This is a genomic window from Cyclobacterium lianum, from assembly GCF_900143075.1.
Lineage (GTDB): Bacteria > Bacteroidota > Bacteroidia > Cytophagales > Cyclobacteriaceae > Cyclobacterium > Cyclobacterium lianum.
The window spans coordinates 287,363-310,047 of sequence record NZ_FRCY01000003.1 but is presented as its reverse complement, the minus strand read 5'-3'; the positions used below and the strand labels follow the sequence as shown (position 1 = coordinate 310,047).

Below are 22,685 nucleotides of genomic sequence, written 5' to 3'. Positions count from 1 at the left end.
ACAGGATATGTACTTAACCTCGTCAAAATTTGTAAATTTTGTTAGGAAGGCCTCTGATTAGAGGACTTAAGTCTGTAATTATGTGTTGATTTTTTAATACTGAAATTTCGATCTTTCGAAAAGTTTGGTCATCATGTTTCAGCCCAACAAAAAATGGGTATATTCAGCATTTCATTTAAACCCAAAACAAAACCAAGATTAATGGATAGGAGATCTTTTATCCGTAAAAATAGCCAAATCAGCCTCCTGGCACCCCTGATCCCGTTTTCTCTGGACAGCCTTGCAGTTTTGGCGGGGCAGGACAAAAAGCCCGGCTGGCTGATCCAAATGATTGCAAATAACGACGAGGCGGTAGAACGCATACAGCTACGGTATGTAGCTGATCCATCATCTCCTTTTTTTGGAGCAATATTGGATACCTATGGTATGGCCACGCCCCATGCGGCTACCAGCTTCCTCAAGACAGGCATATGTTCCCTGATCAGCCCCGAATCCCGATTCTACCAGGATGAAGCACTGGTAGAAAAGCTGTCCCATTCAGCAGCCTTTCTCTTGCATTTGCAGCACGAAGACGGGACCATAGACCTGCTTTCGACCAATTTTCATTCTACCCCCGACACAGGCTTTGTTGTCAAATGGCTGGCACCGGTCTGGCGGCTTCTGGACCAAAGCAATGTCCCGGGGAAAGAAAAAATCCTGAAACCCCTTTATCAGTTTTTAATACAGGGAGGCGAAGCCCTGAAAGCAGGAGGAATACATACCCCAAACCACCGCTGGGTAGTCTGTTCGGCCCTGGCAGAGCTATACAAAATCAAAAAGGATGAGGGCTATCCCGAGAGGGCGGAGAGGTGGCTGATGGAGGGGATTGATATCGATGCAGATGGTCAGTATGAGGAAAAGAGCAGTTACATTTATTCTTCGTTGAGCGACCGGGTATTGATCAGTATTGCTAGAGGATTTGACATGCCAGAGCTTCTGGACCATGTCAGGAAGAATCTGGAGATGAATTTTTATTACCTGCATCCGAATGGGGAGATTGTCACCGAAGCCTCCGGCAGGCAGGACAATTCCATCATCGGCACGCTGGAAAACTATTATTACCCTTATCGCTACCTGGCCCTTGAGGACGGAAACCCGCAGTTTGCTGCCGCCTGCAAATTGATTGAGGAAACTGCGTTTGCTAAAACTACCGGTTTTCTGTATTATTTTCTGGAAGATCCCGACCTCTGGAGAGAGCTGCCTGCACCGAAACCGCTGCCTGACAATTATGCCAGAACGTTTGAAAATTCCAGCTTGACCAGGATCAGACGGGGAAATTATGATGCTTCCATACTGGGCGGGAGTACCGTTTTCTTTACTTTTCATAAAAAAGAAGTCGTTTTGCAGGGCATCAGGATGGCCAGTGCCTTTTTTGGAAAGGGGCAGTTCGCAGCCGATTCCATGACAGAAGACAATGGCAAATATGTGCTGACAAGTTACCTTGAAGGTCCGTATTACCAGCCTTTTCCCGAAGACAGGATTCCCGGGGACGGCGATTGGGCTAAAATGCCCAGATCAGAGCGGCCTACTTCGGAAGTCCAGCAGCTCACCAGTACCGTTACCATAACCGAAAGCGAAAAGGGCTTTTTACTGGAAATTGATATCAGGGGTACGGATCATGTACCTTTGGCGGTAGAATTGATTTTCCGCCCGGGGGGGACTTTCGCAGGCACCGTACCACATGAGGAGCTGGAGGACGTGGTCTTCCTCAAAGATGGAAAAGGGAAGTATTCAACCGGAAATTCGGCGATTCACTTTGGCCCTGGCCTGCACCGGCACAGCTGGGTACAAATCAGAGGGGGCTTGCCCAAAATGGATGCGCCTACGGCTTATTTGACCGGTTTCACTCCCTTTCATCATCAGATTCAAATTGATTAAAACATGACTGACAGCTATTGGATAAGAAAAACCACACAGGTGACCGGCGCTGCCGGGTTGTTCGTTGCGCTTTTGGTCACCGGAGTGTCGGGCGAAAGCCTGGAGAAAAATATACCGGAAAAACAGGATCGACCCAACATTGTATTTTTGATCTCCGAGGACAATTCCATGCATTTCATGAAGCTGTTTGCAGCCGGAGGCGTTGAAAGTCCTCACATACAGCGATTGGCAACTGATGGTTTGACCTATCAGCATGCTTTTTCCAACGCCCCTGTTTGCTCAGTAGCCAGAAGTACGCTGATTACCGGAACACTGGCTACCCGGACCGGCATGCACCTGCACCGCAAAATAGCAATAGCACCCATGCCGCAGGGGCTGGAAATGTTCCCTGCCTACTTGCGCCAGGCAGGATATTACACGACCAATAATGCGAAAAAGGACTACAATGCCGAGGAAGGAGAAGGGGTATGGGATGCCTCATCCAACTCCGCTTCCTGGCAGAACAGGGGGACGAAAGAACAGCCCTTTTTTCATCAGGAGACCTATACGGGCTCCCATGAGAGCCGGCTGCATTTCCCCTTGTCACTGATGGAGAGCTATCAGCCTGTTGATGATCCGGGTAAGGTGAAGTTATTCCCTCAGTATCCCGACACGCCTCTTTTTCGTTTTACCACGGCCTTTCACCGCGATAAAATCAGGGAGATAGACGATTGGGTGGGTAGGCAAATCGAAGAACTGGAAAAAGAAGGCCTGTTGGAAGACACCTTTATTTTTTACTTCGGAGATCATGGCGGGGTACTGCCCGGCAGCAAGGGTTACCTTTTCGAGACCGGCCTGCATGTGCCCCTGGTGGTCAGGGTACCGGAGAAATGGAAGCACCTGGTTCCCTACGAAAAAGGTCAGCGGCCAGAAGCATTTGTGAGTTTTATTGACTTTGCCCCCACTGTGTTGCGCCTGGCGGGCTTGGACATCCCGGAAGCCATGGATGGCCGGGCATTTTTGGGGGAGGGACTGGAGCAGCATGAGCTGGAGAGCCGGGATCAGGCATATGGGCATGCAGATCGTTTTGACGAAAAATATGACCTGTTGCGTTCGTTGCGCAAAGGCAGGTGGAAATATATCCGCAGTTTCCAGCCCATCTACCCGGATGGGCTGCAAAACAACTACCGCTATAAGATGCCGGCATTTGCAGAGTGGAGAGACAGGTATGAGGTTGGAGAATTGGGGGCTGTGCAGGGGGCTTTTTTTGAACCCAAGCCTGTGGAGCGCCTTTACGACCTCGAAAATGATCCTTTTGAGACCAGAAATCTGGCAGAGGATCCGCAATGGGCTGGAAAACTCAGGGAAATGAGGGAAAAATTAAATCATTGGTTATTGGAAAAAAACGACCTTGGCTTTTTACCCGAAAGTTTTTTGATCCGGGAGGGAATGGAAGATCCGGTAGCTTATGGCAGAGATTATCACCAAAAGCTGAAGCGCATCATTGCAATCAATGATCTCGCCTTATCTCCATGGGCAGGGGTAAAGGAGGATTTAATGGAGATCCTGAGGAGAGGGTCTGCCTTGGAAAAGTACTGGGCCTATCAGGTTGCCGCAGCCCATGGAAAAGAGATCGGGAAGGATTACAGCGAATTTCCCGCCTGGGAATCAGAGCAGGACCGTTTGGTGAAATTGAGGGCAATTGAGCTGTTCGGGGTGCTGGAAAAGGGCAATCCCGTGCCTGCAATTCTGGATTGGATGAATAAGGAGAATGATCCCGTATCCCTTTTAATTGCCATGAATACGCTCGTTTATTTTAAAGACCACAGCAAGTATGCAGGGAGCGTTGATACCAGTACACTTGTATTGCGAAACACCAATCCCGAAGTCGAACGCAGGTTGGATTATCTGAATGGCAACTGGTAGTTCAAGTCCGTCATTGGCCAATGATCAAAAAATAAACCGATCAATAGGCAGTTTTGTCTATCTTGTTTAAATTGAAAGCTAAACGCATTTCGTAATGATAAATACTAGAAGAAGAAACCTTGTGTATATCGCAGCACTGGCCCTTTCTTTTCAATACTCATGTTCCCAATCAGACAATAAGGAAGAAATGACCGAAGAGGGGACTACCGCAGACATGGCCTCCTGTCATGACAACGTTCCGGATCGTTTTGCACCCAAAGCAGACGCCGGTACAAATGATATCGCCGAAAGACAGGAGCCGCGGTCTCACGAGGGGATGATCTGGATAGAAGGTGGTGAATTTACCAGAGGTGCCACCGATGAGCGGGGCAGGAAGGATGAGCTGCCCGCGCACAAGGTTAAGGTAGATGGTTTCTGGATGGACGAAACTGAAGTTACAAATGCTCAGTTTGCCGCCTTTGTGGAGGCAACCGGCTATGTGACCATCGCAGAAAAGAAGCCGGATTGGGAGGAGATAAAAAAGCAACTGCCGCCTGGTACACCCAAACCTCCTGAGGAGGTACTGGTCGCAGCATCATTGACCTTCAATTCTCCCGACAGATCCGTCGCCCTGAACAATGCATCCCAATGGTGGGAGTGGACTCCGGGCGCCAATTGGAGACAGCCTCAGGGACCAGGCAGCAGCATAGAAGGCAAGGACAATTACCCCGTAGTGCATATTGCCTGGGATGATGCCCTGGCCTACGCCAAATGGGCCGGAAAACGCCTGCCCACGGAAGCGGAATGGGAATATGCGGCACGTGGAGGACTGCAGCAAAAATCCTTTCCCTGGGGAGATGATCCGGTGGAGAAAAGTGGTTTTATGGCCAATATCTGGCAGGGAGAATTTCCGGTTACCGACAAAGGGGAAGATGGTTTTCAGGGCCTGGCGCCTGTGAAATCGTATGATCCCAATCCCTACGGCCTGTATGACATGGCCGGCAATGTATGGGAATGGACAAATGACTGGTACAGGGAGGATTACTACAGCAGCTTGCAAACGGACCTGGCTGTTAACCCTCAGGGACCCAGAGACAGCTTTGACCCACAGGAACCTACCGTGCCAAAGAAAGTTGTCAAAGGCGGTTCCTTCCTCTGCAATGTGTCTTATTGTGAAGGCTACCGGGTAAGTGCCAAAATGAAATCATCCCCCGATACCGGACTGGAGCACACCGGATTTCGCTGCGTTTCATCCAATTAGTTGAATCAATATGTGTTACCCAAAAAACCTTTTCAGGCTTTTTATTATCCTGATGGTCATTTCCTGCCAGGAGCAGAAAGGAGAAGAACACAGGCGCCCCAATATCCTGATTGCTATTGCGGATGATCTGTCCTTCCCACATATGGGTGCTTACGGCACAGATTGGATTCAAAGCCCGGCCTTTGACAGGGTAGCCAATGAAGGGTTGTTGTTTACCCGGGCTTACACTCCAAACGCGAAGTGTTCTCCCTCCAGATCCATTATCCTTACAGGCAGAAACTCCTGGCAACTGGAGGAGGCGGCCAATCATGTCCCTGATTTTCCTTCAAAGTTTTTGTCCCATGTGGAGGTGCTGGGGGAGAATGGATACTTTACGGGATTCACCGGAAAGGGCTGGGCACCCGGTAACCCGGGAGAGCGAAACGGAAAACCGAGAATGCTTACCGGAACAAGATACAGTGAGGTCACAACTGACCCGCCTACGGACCAGATCAGCCGGGTAGATTATGCAGGCAATTTCCGGCAATTTCTTGATGAAAAGCCTGAAGATAAGCCTTTTTATTTCTGGTATGGGTCTACAGAACCTCACCGGGCATATGCTTATGGCTCGGGCGTGGAGTTGGGCGGCAAAACGCTGGATATGATTGACGAGGTGCCGGCGTTCTGGCCGGACACTGACTCAGTGAGAAATGACTTACTGGATTATGCTTTTGAGACGGAATATTTTGATCAGCACCTGCTGAGGATGCTGGAGGAGCTGGAAAATAGAGGCGAACTGGACAACACCCTGGTTGTGGTAACGGCCGATAACGGCATGCCTTTTCCCAGAGTGAAAGGTCAGGCCTATGAGCTTTCCAACCACCTGCCACTGGCGATCATGTGGGGAAAGGGCATTCAGCATCCCGGTAGAGTAATTGCTGATTTTGTCAGTTTCGCAGACTTTGCGCCTACTTTTCTGGAACTGGCAGAAGTAGATCCCGACAGTGCAGGGGTGGCGGCCATGAGCGGAAAAAGCCTGTTGCCGCTTTTTGACACCGAGGCGTCCGGCAAAACAGATCCTGCCAGAAGCAGCGTTTTGATAGGCAAGGAGCGCCATGATATCGGCAGACCCGATGATCAGGGTTATCCCATCAGGGGTATCGTAACCGAGGATTTTACTTATATCAGAAATTTTGAACCCAGCCGCTGGCCGGCCGGAAATCCCGAAACAGGTTACCTCAATACCGACGGTGGGGCTACAAAAACTGTCATTTTGAATCAGAGAAGGGTGTCGGGGGAGAAATACTACTGGAACCTTTCTTTTGGAAAAAGATCATCTGAAGAATTGTATGACAGGAAAAAAGACCCGCTTTGTATAAATAACCTGGCCTTGCACCCGGAATATCAGAATATCAAAGACAAGCTGGCTTTACAAATGGAAAACGAACTCAGAGCGCAGGATGATCCCCGCATGTTTGGGAATGGGGAAGTGTTTGACAATTACGAATATGCACAGGAAAGCCAGCGAAATTTCTATAGCCGCTTTATGCAGGGCGAGGAATTTAACACCGGCTGGGTAAACGATTCTGACTACGAAAAATATTTTAAGGAATGAGTTACCGATTCTTACCAGTATTGATTGGTTTGCTAACGACCTGCTTTTCTAACACCTTTGCGCAGCAGAGCAGGCCGAATATTGTGATGATTATCGCCGATGATATCGGCTATGAGGATTTGGGCATCACAGGCAATACACTTGTAAGAACGCCCAATATTGATAGAATGGCGCAGGAAGGGATACAGTTTTCCAATTTTTACCTGACCTCAAGCTCCTGTAGTCCCAGCCGTTGCAGCATCATATCCGGCAGGTACCCGCACAATACGGGTGCCGCTGAATTGCATACACCCCTGCCTCCCGCTATACTCACCTTTCCGGAAGTCTTGCAGGAAGCGGGTTATTTTACCGGCCAATCCGGAAAATGGCACATGGGCCCGGCCCCCAGAGAGGGATTTGATCTGATCTACGACCAGGGAGCGCAAATCGGTGATGGAGGAGAGGCATATTGGGTTCCCTTGCTCAGGGAAAGACCGAGGGACAAGCCATTTTTTCTTTGGCTGGCTTCACTGGACGCCCACCGTCCCTGGGGCTCCAATGACTTTTCGGGCACACATGATGAAGACCTGGTAGATGTCCCCATGCAATTGGTAGACACTACCGGTACAAGAAAGGATTTGGCCCAATACTACGATGAAATCGCTCGCTTTGATGATTTTGTCGGGCAGGTAGAACGTGAGTTGGCCGGGCAGGGTGTGCTGGATCAGACGGTGATCATGATTCTATCGGACAATGGCCGGCCATTTCCCAGGAGCAAAACCAGATTGATTGATTCAGGTATCAAATCACCGCTGATCGTCAAGTGGCCTGAGGGTATCGTCAAAAAGGGCTCGGTTTCGGAAAGTTTGCTCAGCAGTATTGATCTGGCGCCGACTTTTCTGGATCTGGCAGGTATAACAGCAAAAGAGAATTTTCAGGGAAAAAGTTTTCGTCCGCTGTTGCAGAACCCGGGCCTGCCCTTCAGGAAGTATGTTTTTGCAGAGCACAACTGGCACGACCACGAAGCCCACGAGCGCATGGTCAGGGCTGGCGATTACCTGTATATTCGCAACAGCCGGCCACAGACAGCAAACCCCGGGCCTGCTGACTCCAATTCCAGCAAGGCCTATGAAGACCTGAAAAATCAGCGGGATGCAGGTCTGCTCAATGCGGTGCAGGCTGATGTATTTGCCTCCCCCCGGCCACATGAAGAACTATACCTTATCAGTAAAGATCCCGGCCAATGGCTAAACAGAGCAACGCTAGCGGATGATCAATTAGCCCTGGACCATTTGCGGGGGATACTGGACAGATGGATTGAAGAGACCGATGATACGCTGCCTGAAAACCTCACGCCCGACTGGTACGATAAGGAAACGGGTAAAGCACTTGAGATCGATAGATCAAGAGGAACCATGCCGGGAGGACCAGATGCATTGTCCACAACCGCTAAGGGTCCATTCTGACCTGATAGGAATATTGAATAGCAAAACAATGAAAATAAAAAGGTGTTTTCCTTTCTTCTCCGTCCTTGCCATCCTTGTCTTAACGGCCTGCTCGCCGGATCCGGAAGAAGCACCGGAGCGGCCAAGGGATCCCTGGGCATTTCGCTCTGTCCTGGACAGGAAGCCCAGGATGCTCAGCCTGGCGCTGGATACGGCCTGTTATGCAGCCTACGACCTGGAGAAAGGCCAGGTTTACAAAGTATGGAAGGGTGGGATTTTGGCTGAAGGAACTGTATTTACCAACAAAAAAAATATTCAGCCAGGCAGTTGGGGGACTTCCTACTACAAAGAAGGAGAGCTGCCGGACAAATGGGTGATTGCAGAAGGGGGCAGGGAACTGGGGTTTGAAACCAAATTCAGGGGCTATTTACTAAGGCATAATCGAATTACCCTGAACTTTGATTTCTTGCTCAACGATGGAAGAAAGATTTCCCTGCAGGAAAGTCCGGAATTCACCAGAGACCAGGGCGGGAATCCGGGTTTTGAGAGGTCTTTTCAAGTGGTGGGGAAGCCTGCCGGGCTCAGCCTTGAGCTGATCAGCGAAAATGGAACCGTGCGCCATATTATAGACGATGAAACGGTGATCAGGGATTATTTTGAAAGATTGCCGGCGCAGCAGGCTCCGTCGATCGGGGATAGCTATGACCATTTGGGGATATTGTGGATGGAAAATAGCGATTGCTATACCTGCCATGAAGAACACAATGCCATGGTGGGGCCTTCATTTGAACAGATTGCATCCCGGTATCCAAAGGACAAAAATAGCTATGCACTGCTTACCAGCAAGATAAAGGAAGGAGGAAAGGGGCGCTGGGGGGAGACGCCAATGAATCCCCATCCGGATTTGGCAGAAAAGGAGATCAAAACCATTTTAGATTATATTTTTACCTTTAAAACAGAAGAAAGCAGTGGAGAGCAGCAGATTCAGGTCAGCCGGAATGTACCCTCCACAGAGGAAGAGGAAAGTCCGCTCCCCGGCCATGGCGCTCCTTTACAGGCTGTCCACCCAAGTTACGACCTTACTACCCTTCATCGTGAGGATTTTCAACCACGAGTGGGCGGACTTGCTTTCCTGCCAGACGAAAGGCTTTTGGTCAGCACCTGGGATTCCCTGGGAGCAGTGTACCTGGTCGAGGGGATCAGGGAAGACGATCCCGCAGAGATAACGGTGAAGCGGGTGGCAGAAGGTCTGGCCGAACCGCTGGGCCTGGAAGTGGTAGATGGGGAAATTTTCGTTTTGCAAAAACACGAACTGACCCAATTGATAGACCATGACGGAGACGAAGTTATTGACGAATACAAGGTGGTATGTGATGCATGGGGAGTCACGGACGATTTCCATGAATTTGCCTTTGGGCTGGTCCACAAGGATGATCATTTTTACATTACCTTGTCCATGGCCATGCGCCTGATGGCCAACGAACGGCAACTCCCGGATAGAGGACGCACTTTAAAGATAAGCAGGGATGGGAGCTATGAGACTATAGATTACGGCCTGAGAACTCCCAATGGAATTGGGCTTGGAATGGACGAGGAGCTTTTCGTGACAGACAACCAGGGTCAGTGGCTCCCGGCAAACAAGCTGATCCATGTACAACAGGGTGCCTATAATGGCATGGCATGGGGGCTTACCGCCGGGCAGGAAAAGAACCCTCCGGAGATGGTGCCACCGGCGATATGGCTGCCCGATAAGGAAATCGGAAATTCTCCTTCCGAGCCTGTTTTGATGAAAGATGGCCCCTACAAGGGTCAACTCCTGCATGGAGATGTGTCACATGGAGGTATCAAGAGGGATTTTCTGGAGAAGGTAAACGGGCAATACCAGGGAGCAGTATTTCGTTTTTCCCAGGGATTTGCCGCCGGCGTCAACCGGTTGGTTTGGGGCCCGGATGGTGCCTTGTATGTGGGAGAAGTAGGTATGGTGGGTGGTTGGAGCTGGAAAGAAAACCAGTTTGGACTCGAAAGACTAAGTTACAATGGTGAGCCGACCGCTGAAATGCTCGCCATTCGTGCCCGGTCAGATGGTTTTGAGATTGAATTTACTCAACCCATGAATCCGGATAATTTCAGGCCGGAAATGATTCATCTGGAACAGTGGCGATATGAACCAACGGCTTCCTATGGTGGCCCGAAACTGGATTTGGAGGAGTTGGTTCCGGAGCAGGCGGATTGGTCCGCTGACGGTAAAAAACTGTACCTGAAGCTACGCGGGCTCAGGGAAAAACATGTGATTTATTTCAAAATCTCAGAACAGTTGAGGAGTAAATCGGGAGATCCATTGTGGTCATCAGAAGCCTGGTACACGCTCAATCATATTCCCAAACCGACTGAACCATCACAGGTGGCGGTTCGGGGCAGGGCAAAACTGTGACCATTTGCATCAGCTCCGGGAAATTACGGAATCTATCCGTTCACATGCAAATGAATTTAAGAAAGCAATGACAGACTTTAGCCGCTAAAAGATGATTTTATCCGCAGGACAAGTAGATATCAACAGACTGGGGAATGGTGATTTAATTTTTGCAGCAGTGTTGCCTGTAGGTTAGCAGGCATATCTATACGCAATGGTTAGTCAAGTTGAACGCAATAAGAAACTACTACAAAGAAATGAACTCAGAAAACACAAAAGGATGGAGCAGGCGTACATTTATCAATAGATCCGGAGCTTTGCTGGCTGCAGGAAGCCTGGGGATTTCTCCCTCCATTAGCCTGGGAAAGCCAAAAAGACAGCTAAACATGAAGAAGCAAATAAAAATCGTCCATACGGATTCGAACTTCGAAAGAGAACCCCTTTCCCCTTACCGTTTCAAAGGGAGTGCGATCACACAGGCCTGGCAGACGGTAGCCCTGATGCGCTCGGAAGGAGGCGTAGAAAAAATAGGAATAGGTACACAGGGTACATTGTGGTCCGACAAGGCTGTGTTTCAGGCTCACTCCACCACAGCAGGCAATGCGCTGATGTATGCAATGACGGAAAGAGCGCTGCAAATTATAAAAGAAACCAGCTTTAGCGATCCGGTGACATTGCTGGACGAAATATTCCCGGAAGTATATACCTATGGAAAAAAAATCACCGGGAATGCGGCATTAAAGAAGACTTTTGCCTTGAATGCTCTGGTTCCGGTAGACAACGCTGCCTGGCTGGTATATGCTGAGGAAAACGGCCTGAGAAATTTTGATGAAATGATCCCGGAAGCGTATCGGCCCGGATTGTCACACAAACATGATAAGGTTGCCAGCATTCCTTCTTTCAGTGTAGGAGCGTCCATTAAGGATATTAAGGCAGCTGCAGATAAAGGACATTTCATCATGAAGCTAAAAACCGGAGCAGCCGGTACCCAAAAGGAAATGCTTGAGAAGGACATCAAATTTCTAACTGATGTGCATAAAACCCTCGGTCACCTGGAGACTCCCCATACAAGCAACGGAAAGATTCCCTACTATTTTGACGTAAATGAGCGGTATGAGCAGAAAGAAACCCTGGAGCGGTTTCTGGACCATGCCAGAAAGATAGGGGCTTTTGACCAGATAGCAGTCATAGAGGAGCCCTTTGGGGAAGACAACGATACCTATGTGGGAGATCTGGGTGTACGTATTGCCGCTGATGAAAGCGCACATACGGTCGAAGACGCGCTGCAAAGAATTGAGCAGGGATATTCTGCAATCGCTGTAAAAGCCATTGCAAAGACCATGAGCATGACCATGAAAATCGTGCAGGCAGCGCATGAAAAGCAGGTTCCCTGCTTCTGTGCAGATTTGACGGTAAACCCGATTTTGGTAGATTGGAATAAAAATGTAGCCGCCCGTCTGGCTCCTTTCCCTGATATGGATCTGGGCTTGCAGGAAACGAATGGGCACCAATATTACAAAAACTGGGATCAGATGTTGGGCTACCATCCCATGTCGGATGCTTCCTGGGTACATACCAAAGACGGTGTATATCCCACAGGTCCGGAATTTTACGAAAAGAGTGGCGGAATTCTGGCGATCAGCCCCCACTACAAAGGATTGTTTGAAATTTGATGGTGGCTGTTTCCGGAAAAGTAGCCTTTAACAGGTCTTTTGGGAATAAAACGGGCATGACTATGGTTTTTTTTATCATTTAACAAACATTTTTTATCACAAAATCCGGAATGACTGAATTTTAGCGAAAAAATAGCTTCAATTTATTTTTAATTCACTTTTCTTGTTTTACATTTGAAAAAATGTATTTTAAATATATAAAACTGCATGTCAAATCTATTCCTTGTTCCAGCTTCTTTTTTGGCATACCAGGTTGGATTTACGGCTGAATTCAGGATTGCTGTATCAACCCTAAATGCTGTAAGGTGAAAATATTATTGGTAGATGATGATCCCATCGTTATCTTGCTCCAAAAGAAACTGATGGAAAAGGCCGGTATTGAGCAGGAAGTGACTTCTTTCAACAACGGAGAAGAACTGGTGGATTTTATAGCTGACCAGGCGCCCGGGTCTGAAGATTATCTCATGTTTTTAGATATCAATATGCCGGGATTGTCGGGTTGGGATGTTCTGGATATGCTTGAATCGATGAATGTTCCGCAGAATATTGAGGTGATCATCATCACTTCCTCCATTGAGCCGGCGGACAAACGAAAGGCAAAAAACTACAAAAGAATCGTTGATTTTTGGGTTAAACCATTCAGTATTCAGGATTTTATTCAGTTTAAAGAAAAATTTAAATTATAAATTTTCGATTCCCGGTATACCAGCAATATACGGAGTAAATTCTTCGACAAATTACTTATTTTTGTGCTTCAATGATACAAGACCTCATGAAGCATCTGACCCGCCTTATCCTTTCCAACTTAATTTTTATTTTATTTTCTTTTGGTCAACCGACGGTTGCTCAGGAGAAATTTCCTGCTGTCGATGGCTACAAAGGCATTTGGTTTACCTTGGGTCAGTTTTCTGAATTTGGAGATAAATATTCAGGTGGACTCGGTACTTACACGGCCAAACATATTCCTCTGGCGATACATGCACCCGAGGTAAACCGAACATTTTTTGTTTACGGAGGTACCAGATCCGAAGGTGAGAAACACCTTCTGTGCATGATAGGCATGTTTGATCATGAAACAGGCCTGGTGAGCAAGCCGGTTATTGTCCATGACAAATTGGGTGTAGATGATCCCCATGACAATCCCAGTTTGTCCATAGATGACGCTGGACATATATGGGTATTTGTAAGTGGCAGAGGCAGAAGGAGAATGGGTTTTAAGTACAGGAGCCGTGAGCCCTACAGTATTAGTGATTTTGAGCAGATATCGGAGGAAGAAATGACCTACCCACAGCCAAAATACATAAACGGCAGTGGCTTTCTCAATTTATTTACAAAATATACCGGCGTCCGGGAGTTGTATTTTGAGACCAGCGCGGATGGAATGAATTGGTCTGAAGATCGCAAATTGGTAGCCATCATAAGAAATGGAGACACCAACAGCGGACATTATCAGATCAGCGGCCAAAGCGGCAATAAAATTGGGTTCTTTTGCAATTGGCATCCCAATGGCAACGTAGACTTAAGAACCAATCTGTATTATTTTCAAAGTGTCGATTTCGGGGAGACCTGGACAGATGTAGAAGGCAATAAGGTAGAAATTCCCGTGGTTAACCTAACCTCCTCGGGTTTGGTCAGGGAATATTTCAGCCAAAAAAGGAATGTTTACCTGAAAGATGTGAATTTTGACGCCGACGGCAATCCGATCGCGCTATATGTGGAAGGTATCGGGCATCATCCCGGCCCGGAAAATGGCAGTCGAAAATGGCATGTGGTGCACTGGAATGGTGCTGCATGGGAAGATCACGTAATTACGGAATCGGACCAAAACTATGACATGGGAAGCCTTTGGGTCTCCGGCAATGACTGGATGGTAATTGGCCCGACCAGCAACAGTCCCCAGGAGTGGGGAGCAGGCGGCGAAGTGGAGATGTGGAAAAGTAGCGATGGGGGTGCTCATTGGGTCAAAACCAAATCCCTGACCAGAAGAAGTGAGCGGAACCACAACTATATCAGGAGAGTGGTGAATGGACAAGATCCCTTTTACTATTTCTGGGCCGACGGCAATCCGGATAAATTTAGCAGAAGCCAGCTTTATTTTGGCGATAGCTCAGGGAAAGTATGGATGCTTCCCTACGAAATGGACCGATCGGCAGTGAAGCCTAAAAGACTGAGAAATAGTTGGTTTAGCGGTTGGTTTTAAATCAGGTTCAGGGCGGAGTCAGGGGATTGCTATCCGGATTAGTTTTGCAAACGGGAACTGATCTTTGATCTGCCTGGGTTATTTTACAAAGGCAACGGAACATGTATACCCCATTTCGTTTGAGGAAAACAATTGACCTGATCAAACTCTGCCCTTTGCTGGCTTTTTTAATGCTCGCTGAGCTGGGTTTTAGCCAGAGAATATCCGGTGAGGCAACTTTGCGCATAGACGACAACTGGAACGAACGAATATATGCAATAGATCAGCTTGAGTTTTACGAAGATACCAGCGACACGCTTGATTTTAAGGATATCATAAAAGAGCCGTTTCAGCAGCATTTTAAAATCAATGCAGACTTCAGTAAAAACGACTTTGATACCAACCATACCTATTGGGTCAAACTTTCAATTGCAAACAACCCTCAGAGTGAGAAGAAATGGCTGTTGGAGTTTTATGATCAAAGTATTGATAAGATAGAAGCCTACTACCCTGATGAAAGCGGAGCGTACCAACGGAAATTGATGGGAGATAGCTACCCCTTTGTGCTACGCCTTTACAACCATAAAAATTTTCAGCTCGAGGTTCCCAACAGACAAGACAGAATTGAAAACTTTTACTTCAAAATAAACTCAAGCCAGAAAGCCGATATACGTATTGCTGTGCGCTCGCTCAACCGGTTTATTCATTATGCGCTCAGTGAATATTTTCTCTACGGCTTGTTTTATGGCATGATTTTGATCATTGCCCTGTATAATTTTCTCATTTTTCTGGCGGTGAGGGAGATGAAATACATTTACTATATCTTATATCTGCTCAGCGTGGGTTTTTACGCCATGAGTCTTGATGGCATCGGGTTTCAGTTTTTCTGGCCCCGGTTTCCGGAGCTGAATATTATCGTGAATGGGTTATTTAGTTTTTTTATTGCGTTTTGGGCCGTGCTGTTTACCATCCGCTTTTTGAATACCCGCAGACGGGCGAGAAAATTCCACTACCTGCTTTGGTTTTCGCTGGTTTTTAAAGCCCTGATTTTCTCCGCTGGTCTTTTTGTCGATATTTCCTATTTTGAAATTTCCTATTACGACCTGCTGCCATTTATGTTGATCTTCTCATCAGGGATCTATTTGTTGCTGAAAAATTTCCAGGCGGCCCGGTTTTTTGTCATGGCTTATGGGGTGCTGTTCCTGGGTGTTTTGATAAAAGTTTTGGCCAGCTATGCCATCATTCCACACCACACCGTTGTCTATTACAGCCTGCATTTTGCGTTTCTGATAGAAATGGTATTGTTGTCCTTTGCCCTTGGCGACCGTATCCGAATCATGAAGGAAATCAGGGATAAGGCGCTAAAGCGCTCACTGGCTCAATATAAGGACAATATTGCGCTCAAGGAAAAGGTAAACAAGGAGTTGGAATCCAAAGTGAGGGAGCGTACTGCAGAATTGCAGGACAAAAACCATCTGCTGGAACAAGTAAACCTGCAATTGCAGCTCAAAGACGCAGAGATCAAAAGGATCAATGCCTTACTCGATAAAGACAACTGGAAGCTAAAAAGTTCTATACGGGATTCCTATAAGGCACGAATGGAACAACAATCGCTGTCCCGGGAGGAGTTTGCTAAGATTTTTCCCGACCAATCTGCCTGCTACAGGTATCTGGAGGAACTTAAATGGGGAAAGGGTTTTGCATGCAGGCAATGTGGAAGGACCCGGTTTGGTAAAGGACCAAATTGGTTTTCCCGCCGTTGTACCCATTGCGGACATATTGACTCAGTGACCGCAGGGACTGTTTTTCATGGCATAAAAATTCCCCTGGAAAAGGCATTTTACATACTGTATGCCTCTTTTATGGTGCAGGAAAAAATTACCCTTGACGAGCTGTCGGATAGCCTGCAGATAAGCCGCAATACCATATGGGCTTTCAGGAAAAAAGTAGGCCAGAAAGTACCGTCCCTGGCAGACGGAGCACGCCCCGGCTGGGAGGAACTCATTCTCTTGCAACCCTTGCAGGCCTGATCTTTTACTTACTGGCAATGTGCCGGTCTTAAGTCCCCCGCAGAAGTACTGTAGTAGCTTCTCGCCAATCCACGGCTAAAAGATACGTGCCGGTTTTCTTCGCCTGCAAATGTGCTGATGGGGAACGGAGTCGACTATGCCGTAAAGCTAATCATCAGCCTGTGCTTACCCTGTTATTATCGATTGATAGAAATTCTAAAAATATCGATTTTATCAATCTGGAAGCCAGTTTTAATGATATTGTCATGTGATTTTTTGCCTCTGACACAACGGAATTTTCACCAGTTGTTTTTAACATTTTTTAAAGGTATTGGGTTGTTCTTAACGCTTTAGATTACCTTTTCGGAGAAATACAATTCATCCTATTTATTCTTAATTAAATTATTAATTACTACCTAATTTAACTGATGTATGAAGATTCCTTTTACTTTCGACAAGGGATATTTTAAACCCAAGATTTCAATTAAAATGGGATGGTACGCCGGTTTATTGCTTTTGATGTTGAGCATCTGGAGTACCGGCGCGCAGGCCCAGCAAATTTCCGTGGCCGGAAATGTGACAGATCCTTCAGGAGAGTCGGTCCCAGGAGTGAATATTCTGGAAAAGAACACCAGCAATGGTACCGTTACCGATATGGATGGCAACTATGAGTTGACCGTCAGTTCCCGGGACGCTGTTCTGGTATTTTCTTTTATCGGATTTGAGACCCAGGAGGTGAGTGTAAATGGCCGCAGCGAGATAAACGTTGTTTTTTCTGAAGATTCTCAGAACCTGGAAGAAGTAGTTGTAGTAGGTTATGGTACCCAGCGGGAAAAAGACCTGACCTCAGCCATTACTACCATCAAGTCGGACGATATCATCAAAACGCCCAACTCTCAGGCCATGCAGGCCCTTCAGGGCCGGGTAGCTGGTGTGCAGATCGTCAGTAACGGTGCGCCTGGTGCCTCGCCTACGGTAAGGGTAAGGGGGGTAGGCTCTTTTGAAGGTGGGGCCGCTCCGCTTTATGTGGTAGATGGCATGTTTTTCGATAATATTGACTTTCTCAATCCAAATGACATCGAAACCATATCCGTTTTGAAAGATGCTTCTGCCTCTGCGATATACGGAGTGCGTGCCGCAAATGGTGTGGTGGTCATTGAAACCAAATCCGGTAACTACAATCAGGAGCCGGAGATTGTGTACGATGGCTATTACGGAATCCAAAATCCACAGAATATTCTGAAAATGGCCAATACCCAGCAATTTGTGCGATACATCAATGAAACAGGTTCGGCCCCTGATATCGCCTTTGTACGGAATGCCATACAGCGATATGGTAGAAGCCGGATAGATCCCAGCCTGCCGGATGTGAATACAGACTGGTATGCAGAAATGATGGAGCCCGCCAGCATTCAAAACCATACCCTGACTTTTAACGGCGGTAATGAACGGACCAGATATTCGGTGGGAGGCAGTTACTTTGACCAGCAGGGTCTGATGAAGGACACCCGCAACAGTTACAAGCGAATGAACTTCAGGATCAAATTGGATACTGACCTTAAGGATTGGATAAGCGTTGGCGGTAATCTAAACGTCAGTACTGCTGAGCAGTACAATGGAGACAATGGTGCCTGGTTCAGGTCCTATTTCGCTGTGCCGATTATTCCGGTATACGATGAGCAGAATACAGATGCCCAGCCCTATCAACTTTCAAATGCCCAGCAAATCGGGTACAGAGGCAATCAAAATCCCTTCTACAGTCTGTTCTATTCTGACAACAGGAACAAAATCGCCAAGATTTTGGGAAATTTCTATGCTGAGTTGGAAATTATTCCCAATAATCTGACTTTCAAGACCTCCTATAATTACAACCTGGAAAGTGTCAACGGCAGAAGTGTTGGCTTTGCCTATAATGACGGAGTTACCGAGCGGCAGTCGTCCATCAGCAGAAGAACATTCAATCGGTTTGACCAGATCTGGGACAATTTTCTTACCTATCAAAACAATTTTGACCGGCACAACCTGACGGTGGTATTGGGACAGTCCTACAGGAGTGAAACTAACGAATCCCTGTTTGCCAGAGGAGAAAATATCAATCCTAACCCCGACAGGGATGAGGAACAATTCTGGTATCTGAACAATGCTACAGATTTTGACCTGAACGGCATCGGTGACGGTGGTTCCAGGTTGTTTTTCCAATCCTATTTTTCACGGGTAGCTTACAATTTTGATGACCGTTATCTCCTGTATGGAACGTTTCGTCGGGATGGAAACAATAAATTTCAAAAGAAATGGGGTAATTTCGCGACCTTTGGAGCAGGATGGGTACTTACTGAGGAGGCCTTCTTTGATGTAGATGCCGTCAATTTTCTCAAGCTCCGCGGGTCCTGGGGACAATTGGGTAACGACGGTATCAGTCCCTCTGTGGGAGCGCCCGTACTCGTTGAAAATAATGCTGCCATCAATGGCGTGTTGGTCATCGGGCGCAGACTGGATCCTACCTTCGACTTGATTGCCCAGTGGGAGACGACTGTAGAGAGAAACTTCGGAATGAATGCCCGACTCTTCCGGGACCGCCTGTCTCTGGAAGCCGATTACTTTATCAGGGACACGCGCAATCTGGCGGTGAGTATCATCCCTCCGGTGATCCGGGCCAGCGAAAGAAGAAGTGTGGGAGAAATCCGAAACCAGGGCGTAGAAGTAGCTGCCAATTGGGAAGACAACCTCACGACAAATTTTTCCTACTACATCGGAGGCAATTTTGGTACGCTGAAAAATACTGTTCTTGACCTCGGCGGTGCCGAAGGGTTGGACGCAGGTTCGGCAGAATTCAGACAACGGTCAATCATAGGACAACCCTACCAGGCATTTTTTGGCTATGAGACAGATGGTGTTTTCCAGTCACAGGAGCAAATCAACAGCTATGGATACAGTCAGGAATTTATCAACGACAATGACCTTCAGCCCGGCGACCTGATTTTCAGAGATCAGAACGGCGACGGTGTGGTCAATGATCAGGACCGGGTGGTTCTGGGGTCCTTTCTGCCAAGCCTTACTTACGGATTCAACGTAGGGTTTAGGTATAAAAACCTCGATTTCTCTGCACTTTTTCAGGGACAGTCTGGATATAAGATCCTGAACAGAAAGCGGGGAGAGATCATTTTCACCAATGATACCAATATAGATGCAGAGCTGGCCAATAACCTTTGGAGAGGTGAAGGCACATCGGACAGGTATCCTTCTGCTGCCGGACTAAGAAAGGGATGGAATCAGAACCTTAGCGATTATTTCGTGGAGGATGGTTCTTATTTCCGTATCCAAAATGTGAGGCTGGCCTACACGCTTGCAGACAAGGAGGTATTCGGGACCCAAATGCCCGAGACCCGAATCACGCTCACCGCTGAGAGACCATTGACAATGTTTAATTACAACGGTTTCAACCCTGAAGTAGCCAATGGTATCGACAGGCAGGTGTACCCTATTCCTGCAATTTATACTGTTGGATTAAACATTAAACTATAAAAAAGACGAATATGACTACCTACAAATATATATCCGTTCTGTTTTTGGCAGTTTCGATCCTATTGGTGGGGCCGTCTTGTACGGACGTACTGGACGAGCCTCTGGAGAATGAATTTATCGCCGAGGACACAGACTATTCCCAGACTGAAAACATGGTCCTGTTGCTATACGGAGCCTATGCTGAATTGTACAGTTTGCAATGGGAGACCTTCCCGCTTATAAGTGTGCGGGGAGACGATGTCAACGCCGCCGGCGATCAGTTTCCCCTGATTGAAACAGATGAATTTCGATATGACAGAAATTTCTGGATGTATAATTCTACCTGGCTCAACCTGTATTCGGACCTATTGTACTGGCACGGTGCGATGGAAGAAATCGAAAAATACAGGGAGGCCGGGGCCAATGAGGCCAATGCCAGACAATACATCGCTGAAATCAGGGTAATGCGTGCTTTTGAACTGATGTACCTGGCCAAACTATGGGGTTCGGTGCTCATTCCCAATGCCTCAGAACCCAGCCACCTCTTTAACGTAGAGCTTTCCGATTACCAGACCGTCATGCAACATATCTCCATGGAAATGGATGCTGCGATTCCCGATTTACCGAGTGTGCGGCCCAATCAACGGGCTGATGTCAGGGGAGGAGTGACCCGCTACACCGCTTTGGCAGTGAAAGCCAGGGCTAATATGGAATTGGGCAATTACGCTGCTGTGGTGGAAGCTACAGATGAAATCATCGGTAGCGGGCTGTTTGTGCTGGAGCCGGATTATTACCAGCTATTTAAAATACCAGGAAAGCTGAATGACGAAAACCTGCTGGAACTGCAGTATTCCGATTTTGGCCAGGCCAGCGGGACACGGACCCGGTACCTGTGGGATTTTTTCGGTCCTTCAAGCTGGACTCCGGCAGTGTCCGGTGCAGGGGGAGGCTGGGGGTTTTTCGAACCTACAGAAAAATACGTCAAGTTTATGCTCGACAGGAATGAACAGGAGAGGTTGACTACCTCTGTCTTGTTTACCCCTGACGGGATAGCAGCCATCCAATCGGATGCAGCCTATCAGAATTTACCGGATTGGGTATCCAATGTCAGTCCGGATGGCGATGTATTTAACAACCACCCCAGATACAACTTTCTCAGCGGGAAACACTACCTTCCTTCTACCCAGCTTACTCCGGGGAGATTTACTTACGGCGAAAATAAAAACTTCACCTGCATCCGGTACGCGGAAGTCCTGCTGTTACATGCCGAGGCACTGGTCAATGGAGCCAGCAGTCAGGTCCTGTCAGCAACCGAGGCTGTAAATCAGGTTAGAGCCAGAGCAGGATTAAACAACCTTCCTTCAGTAGACCTGGATGCAGTTCTGGATGAAAAATTCGCAGAATTTGCCATGGAATGGGGCATCAGATACTTTGATCTGATCAGATATGATCGTACCGATGAGTTGAATTATGCGGGAAGGACATTCAGTGAGGGTGACCGCTACCTGCCCTATCCGCTGGAGCAGCAGGATATCCTGCCTCAAATCAGAGAGGCCGCAAATGAAGAATGAATTGAAACATAAAACCTATTCCAAAATGAGACATAAATGGATCAGCCTTATTGCGGCATTGGCGCTCTGCCTGTCTGCCTGCACCGAGGGCTATATAGACGATATCGAATTTGTAGAACCGGGAGCAGACAACGAAGCTCCCGAAGTCACCGTGAATTACCCGATTGAGGGAACCCAGATCCGGGTAACAGAGGATGTCACCAGTATTGAAATTGACCTGGAAGTAGAGGACGATATAGAAATAGAAACCGTCATAGTGGAGCTGGATGGAGAGGAAATAGCCAGATTTGAGGACTTCAGAGATTACCGGAGATTCCTGGGTACAGTCGACTATGACAACCTGACCAATGGCGAACACCAATTGGAAGTGATAGCCAGAGACCTGTCCGGCAAAGAGACAAGTACTTTGGTAGCTTTTGAAAAAATCGAACCCTATCAGCCCGTGTACGCAGGGGAGGAATTTTATCTACCGTTTGACGGGGATTATACTGAGCTGGTACGCATTCAGACCCCTACTGTGTCGGGCTCTCCCGGTTTTGCAGACGGCGTTTCAGGTCGCGCCTATTCTGGAGCGGCAGATGCCTATCTGGCCTACGAAGCAGAAAATCTTCAATCCGGGGAGTTTAGTGCAGTCTTTTGGTACAAGTTGAACGGTACACCCGACCGTGCCGGACTTTTGGTGATGGGTCCTCCGGATGAATCAAATCCTACAGCCATGAACAACAGAACCGCAGGATTCAGATTATTCAGGGAAAATGCAGGTGGAATGCAGCGGTTTAAATTGAATGTAGGCAATGGTTCAGGTGAAAACTGGTTTGATGGTGGGGCTGCTGCTGACATAGATCCCGGAGCTGATACCTGGAATCACATCGCATTTACCATCGGAACGGATCAGTGCACGGTTTACATCAATGGAGAAGTGGTCAGCCAGGGTAGCTTTCCAGGAATCGACTGGACTGGGTGCGATATCCTTTCCGTAGCTTCCGGTGCACCGCGGTTTACCGGCTGGGGGCATTTGTCTACCTCAAGTGAACTGGATGAGCTAAGGATTTTCAGCAGGGCCCTGAGCCAGGCTGAGATCCAGGACATCATGATGGAGGAGAGCAACTGAAACCGTTGAAGTATTGCAAAAAACGACAGGAAGGAAACTTTCTGTTGTTTTTGCTTTATAACGGATAGCCCTGTTTCCTCCCTGAAAGGCCATGTGCAGACTTTATATCCTGGTAAATCGGGCTTCAGGCGCAGGCTGGAGCAGTACAGTG

General features: G+C 47.7%; 13 protein-coding genes. All 13 read left to right on the top strand.

Translation table 11 applies throughout. From position 1 onward, the window contains the following. Positions 1-201 precede the first annotated feature (201 nt). The 13 genes from BUB19_RS06280 (at position 202) to BUB19_RS06220 (ending at position 22,534) form a co-directional block, all read left to right on the top strand. Positions 202-1,917: a hypothetical protein gene (locus tag BUB19_RS06280; protein ID WP_073093675.1), complete on the top strand. Its 1,716-nt coding sequence runs from the start codon at positions 202-204 to the stop codon at positions 1,915-1,917. A 3-nt stretch (positions 1,918-1,920) separates the two neighbouring features. Next, positions 1,921-3,822, top strand: coding sequence for a sulfatase family protein (locus tag BUB19_RS06275; RefSeq protein WP_073093674.1), 1,902 nt, complete (start codon positions 1,921-1,923; stop codon positions 3,820-3,822). 94 nt (positions 3,823-3,916) lie between these two features. Continuing rightward, on the top strand, positions 3,917-5,062 hold the full coding sequence (locus BUB19_RS06270; protein ID WP_073093673.1) for a formylglycine-generating enzyme family protein: 1,146 nt from the start codon (positions 3,917-3,919) through the stop codon (positions 5,060-5,062). A 10-nt stretch (positions 5,063-5,072) separates the two neighbouring features. After that, a complete protein-coding gene (locus BUB19_RS06265; RefSeq protein ID WP_073093672.1) occupies positions 5,073-6,656 on the top strand; it encodes a sulfatase family protein in 1,584 nt (527 codons plus the stop codon). Further along, entirely contained in the window at positions 6,653-8,101 is a 1,449-nt protein-coding gene (locus BUB19_RS06260; protein ID WP_073093671.1) for a sulfatase family protein, read from the top strand. Before BUB19_RS06265 ends, BUB19_RS06260 begins: the two co-directional genes overlap by 4 nt. Before the next feature lie 28 nt (positions 8,102-8,129). Further along, complete coding sequence (locus BUB19_RS06255) at positions 8,130-10,511, top strand: c-type cytochrome (RefSeq protein WP_073093670.1); 2,382 nt, start codon at positions 8,130-8,132, stop codon at positions 10,509-10,511. Positions 10,512-10,747: 236 nt separating this feature from the next. Continuing rightward, positions 10,748-12,163 (top strand): enolase C-terminal domain-like protein, encoded by a 1,416-nt coding sequence (locus BUB19_RS06250; protein ID WP_073093669.1) that lies wholly within the window; start codon positions 10,748-10,750, stop codon positions 12,161-12,163. Positions 12,164-12,468: 305 nt separating this feature from the next. Beyond that, a complete protein-coding gene (locus tag BUB19_RS06245) occupies positions 12,469-12,849 on the top strand; it encodes a response regulator (protein WP_073093668.1) in 381 nt (126 codons plus the stop codon). A 71-nt stretch (positions 12,850-12,920) separates the two neighbouring features. Continuing rightward, a complete protein-coding gene (locus BUB19_RS06240; protein ID WP_245802787.1) occupies positions 12,921-14,363 on the top strand; it encodes a BNR-4 repeat-containing protein in 1,443 nt (480 codons plus the stop codon). 101 nt (positions 14,364-14,464) lie between these two features. After that, the gene (locus BUB19_RS06235; RefSeq protein ID WP_084097017.1) at positions 14,465-16,372 is read left to right on the top strand and encodes a 7TM diverse intracellular signaling domain-containing protein; all 1,908 of its coding nucleotides are present in this window, start codon (positions 14,465-14,467) and stop codon (positions 16,370-16,372) included. Between the two features lie 411 nt (positions 16,373-16,783). Further along, complete coding sequence (locus BUB19_RS06230) at positions 16,784-19,873, top strand: SusC/RagA family TonB-linked outer membrane protein (RefSeq protein WP_084097015.1); 3,090 nt, start codon at positions 16,784-16,786, stop codon at positions 19,871-19,873. Positions 19,874-19,884: 11 nt separating this feature from the next. Next, a complete protein-coding gene (locus tag BUB19_RS06225; protein WP_073093667.1) occupies positions 19,885-21,423 on the top strand; it encodes a RagB/SusD family nutrient uptake outer membrane protein in 1,539 nt (512 codons plus the stop codon). Positions 21,424-21,448: 25 nt separating this feature from the next. Next, entirely contained in the window at positions 21,449-22,534 is a 1,086-nt protein-coding gene (locus tag BUB19_RS06220) for a LamG-like jellyroll fold domain-containing protein (RefSeq protein ID WP_073093810.1), read from the top strand. The last annotated feature ends 151 nt before the right edge of the window (positions 22,535-22,685 follow it).